At 65.7% G+C, this 3,663-nt stretch carries 4 protein-coding genes and 1 pseudogene; 3 read left to right on the plus strand and 2 right to left on the minus strand.

Annotated features, from left to right (window positions below):
• On the minus strand, positions 1-1,517 hold a 1,517-nt coding region (locus tag MJ797_RS07270; RefSeq protein WP_239333050.1), incomplete at its 3' end, for a CHAT domain-containing protein.
• Positions 1,518-1,627: 110 nt separating this feature from the next.
• On the opposite strand from MJ797_RS07270, the gene MJ797_RS07275 reads away from it, so the two are divergent.
• A complete protein-coding gene (locus MJ797_RS07275; protein ID WP_239333052.1) occupies positions 1,628-2,020 on the plus strand; it encodes a CU044_2847 family protein in 393 nt (130 codons plus the stop codon).
• Between the two features lie 249 nt (positions 2,021-2,269).
• On the opposite strand, the gene MJ797_RS07280 is transcribed toward MJ797_RS07275, so the two are convergent.
• Entirely contained in the window at positions 2,270-2,485 is a 216-nt protein-coding gene (locus MJ797_RS07280; RefSeq protein ID WP_239310245.1) for a hypothetical protein, read from the minus strand.
• Positions 2,486-2,858: 373 nt separating this feature from the next.
• On the opposite strand from MJ797_RS07280, the gene MJ797_RS07285 reads away from it, so the two are divergent.
• Together MJ797_RS07285 and MJ797_RS07290 are read left to right on the plus strand one after the other, a co-directional pair.
• Positions 2,859-3,368 carry a transposase gene (locus MJ797_RS07285; protein ID WP_239333054.1) on the plus strand — a complete coding sequence of 170 codons (510 nt, stop codon included), beginning with the start codon at positions 2,859-2,861 and terminating at the stop codon, positions 3,366-3,368.
• 22 nt (positions 3,369-3,390) lie between these two features.
• Positions 3,391-3,663 (plus strand): annotated as a pseudogene (locus MJ797_RS07290) (hypothetical protein); the annotation flags it as partial.

Genomic DNA, 3,663 nt, shown 5'->3' on the forward strand with positions numbered 1-3,663 from the left:
AAGCGTAGTTCGTTCTGTAGGTCAGCGATGTGCTGGCGGGTGCGGCATTGCTCCCGCCGCCGGAGGGCGCCGCTGTGGCCGGGATCGAGCTCGAGGACAGCTGTATAACTGCGGATGGCAGTGGGCCAGTCCCCGGCCTGCTCGGCGGCGTCGGCGGCCTGGTAGGCGGCGGTCGCACGCTGCCGGGTATGGCAGTCTTTATGGCGTTCGGCAGCATCGGCAAAATGTACGTCGAGGGTGAGTAGACTGTCGAACAACGGCAAGGCCTGGTCGTAGTGTCCGGTGCGGAACTTGGCCATGGCCTGCTGGTAGAGGGCGCGAACGGCGGCAGTCTGGGCAGCCCTTTCGGCTGACGGCGCATCCTGCTGCCGGGTCGACGCGACCGTGTCAGTGACAGTGAACAGCGATGAGTCCTGGCCATGTTCTCCACGGAGATAGAGCACGGGGGTGGCCCATTCCAGGGTGGTTGCATTGGCGCCGGCGATACCGATCCGGCCGACGCGTACGGCCTCGCTGATGCTTCGGTTGGTGGCGATAGCCTGGTAAAAGCCGGCGGCGAACGCTTTGGCGGCCGGGTCGCTGACCGCGAACTGCATAGCCACCGCAGCCGACACTCCGGAGCGGACCAGAGCGGCCGCAGTACTGGAGAACAGGTCATCTACGGCGGCCTGCCCGGACGCGCAGGAGTTGAGCACGATCAGCCGCAGCGCTGGGGTTTGGATACTGAGCAGCTGTCTGAGCCGATGTGCGCTGACCCAGTTAGCGCGGTGATCGGCGCCTTCCAACGCGATGGTGCCCTCTCCGGCGGTCTGGTCGAATCCGCCGTGGCCGATGAAATGGACCGCGTGCCACGGCCCCTGCAGCAGGATGTGCTGCAGATCTTCCCAACGGGCGCCGGGTGCCCACTCCAGGTGCACTCGTCCACCGAGGTCGGTAAGGGCCTCGCTCAGCCGGGCCTTTTCCCCGTCGGTGTCCAAGGCAGCCAGATCCCGCGGAGCCGTTACCAGGCCGAGCACGCGCAGCGGCGGCTTGATGACCGGCGCGCCCGGAGTTGGGACCGGCAGGTGGCGGATCAGCGGCTCGTACTGGCACAGATAACCGCCGGATTCTGGGTCGAACAGCATCTCCCAGGGCAGCGCCGCCAGCTCCGGCGCTCGTAGCCGCAACACCACCCGTAGCAGTTCGCCGTTCTGCTGGGCGGTCTCTGTCGCAGCAGCATACCGGCCATAGACCGGACCGCCGACTAGTGCGGTGAAAAGCTGCTGGCCAATCTCCCGAACAGGGACCTCGAGCGCCGGCAACCGCCCGCGGGTAGTTGGTGCCGCTGACGCGAGCAAGGCCATCTGCAGTTCCCGACGCCGGCATAGCAGCTTCTCGACGTCCAACCGGAGCAGCCCAGACGCCTCCCCGCCGGTGGAGGAACGCACAGTCACTGGGTAGCCGCCCGAGCTGACAGCTTCCGCGATCTCGATCTCGATGCTGCAAACCATGACGATTCCGAAGTAGGTAGGGGACACGCCGCACCGTGGTTTTATCGGTGCCTTGGCGGCCCGGCGAGATAGCCTCAAGCAGGATTGTCAGTGACTTGGCGTAGTGCCGCCATTCGGCGAATGATCGGAGCGAACGGATGGTTGCGGTGGAGTTCCCGCTCGAGGACGGTGGCGTCGTGCTCGTGCAGGTCACCGACGAACCCGGCGCCGTCGTCACCCGGGGCGGCCTGGGCGGGCCCGAGACGATCGAGCGGGCGGAACGCACCTTCGATGCAGCCCTGGCCACGATCCGCACTGTCGCTCAAACGGTTCTCCGACAACTCCAGCCCCTTACCCGTTACCCCGACGAGATCACCGTCACCTTCGGCCTTGAACTCACCGCTAAGTCCGGCGCCCTGCTCGCCGCTGCGGGTGCAACCGCGCAGCTACAGGTTGGACTGACATGGCGGCCGCAGACAGCGGCCCCTGGCCAGCTGGGGTCGGCCGGCGTTGATGTCTCCCGTGTCGAGAGAGAAACGGAATCCGACTGATGCGAACGAGTCAACCTCGAAGACCAGCCGTTTTCCCGACCGGTGGTGCGGCAGCCCCGGAATCGATCGTTCCGCGACGAGGAGGCCCGTCGATAAGGAATGAAGCTGCCAGCAAGCGTCCGTAGCGGACAATGATAGGTTGAGGGCATATTTACGATCTCTCTATCTCGGGGCCACGATGAGTTGCGACGTTCAATTCTTCTGTCCACAGGGAGCGGACAGGACTGTCGTGGCACGCTCATAATCAGGTCACTGACGGTGAAGGGTGAAGGTGTAGAAGAGGGAGATCGGCCAGAGGGCGGTGGCTACGAACGCGGTGAGTAGACTCGGAAAGACGTGATGATCCCAATCCTGGATGTGCCAATAATCCTGAAAGGTGACGATCAACCCGATCGCCAGATACAGCAGGATCCCGAGAAAGATGCCGCGGTACGTGCGCGTCCTAGTCCGATTCCTGGTGACCACGGTAACTCCTTAGCTTCGACCACCACGCCGATCCCATTACTACCGGCACTGACCCGCACGGTGCCGAGCATTTCTGTAACGTCCTCGTGTACGGGCTGGGCTGGGCCCGCGTTCACGGGAGCAACCAGTCGTACCCCACAACCTGGCGGAGAAAAAGAGAGCATCCGGAAGGCTTGACCCCACCGCTCGCTCCTTCAAGGGTAACGGGCCTATCCGGTTGGACGTGTCCCTCCGCCCGGCCGTATCATCCGCGCCGAAGTGTTCATTCCCAGGATCGCCATCCTTATTCAAAAAAATCAGAAAGATCAGGCACCGCGCCGTGTCAGAGGACGCATGGCGCTGCCGGTTCCCGCCGGTCCCGGAGGTACTCAGCATGGACGACTGTGCGCTGCGGCGAGGCCGCCGGTACGCAACCCTGGTGATCGACGCCGTTAGCCACCGGCGCGTCGATGTGCTGCCCGACCGCCGGGCCGCCACCGTGGCGGCCCGGCGGCGCGAGCATCCCGGGGTTCGGGTGGTGTGCCGCGACGGATCGACGTCCTACGCTGGGTATGACAGCACTGCTCGAGTGCGCCCGCCGTCTGGGCTGGTCGCGCGGCACCGTCACGCGCTATGCCCGGGCGCAGAGCCGGCCGAGGCCCTGCGGCGTCCCGCCACACGCTGGTCGACCCCTAACGCGACCATCTGCGCCGCCGAGCCCGCCGTGGCGGTCACCCGCCTGCTGGCCGAGATCCGCGAGCAGGGCTATCCGGGTAGTGCCACCCTGCTCGTGCGCTCCCTCACCCAGAGACGCGCCGACCCGCACGCACCCCGGCTGTCCCCGCGTCGACTGGTCAGCTGGCTGGCGAGTAGGCCCGCCGACCTGCGGCGGCACCTCGGGTGACCTGGTCGCGAGCTGCCCGCAGATGACCGTCCTGGCCGCCCGGGTACGCGCGTTCGCCATCCTGCTCACCGAGCGCCGCGGCGAGGACCTCGACATGTGGATGAAGAATGTACCGGGTGACGACCTGCCCGCCCTGCATACCTTCGTCGCCGGACTGGCCCTGCCCTCCAGCAACGGCCCCATGGAAGGCATCAACACCACGACGAAACTGATCAAACGTCAGATGTACGGCCGCGCTGGTTTCTCCCTGCTCCGGCAGCCGCGCGTGTGGGCCTGTAAGAACAACGGTGTAACA

The sequence above is a fragment of the Protofrankia sp. CiP3 genome (assembly GCF_917627345.1).
Classification (GTDB): Bacteria; Actinomycetota; Actinomycetes; order Frankiales; family Frankiaceae; genus Protofrankia.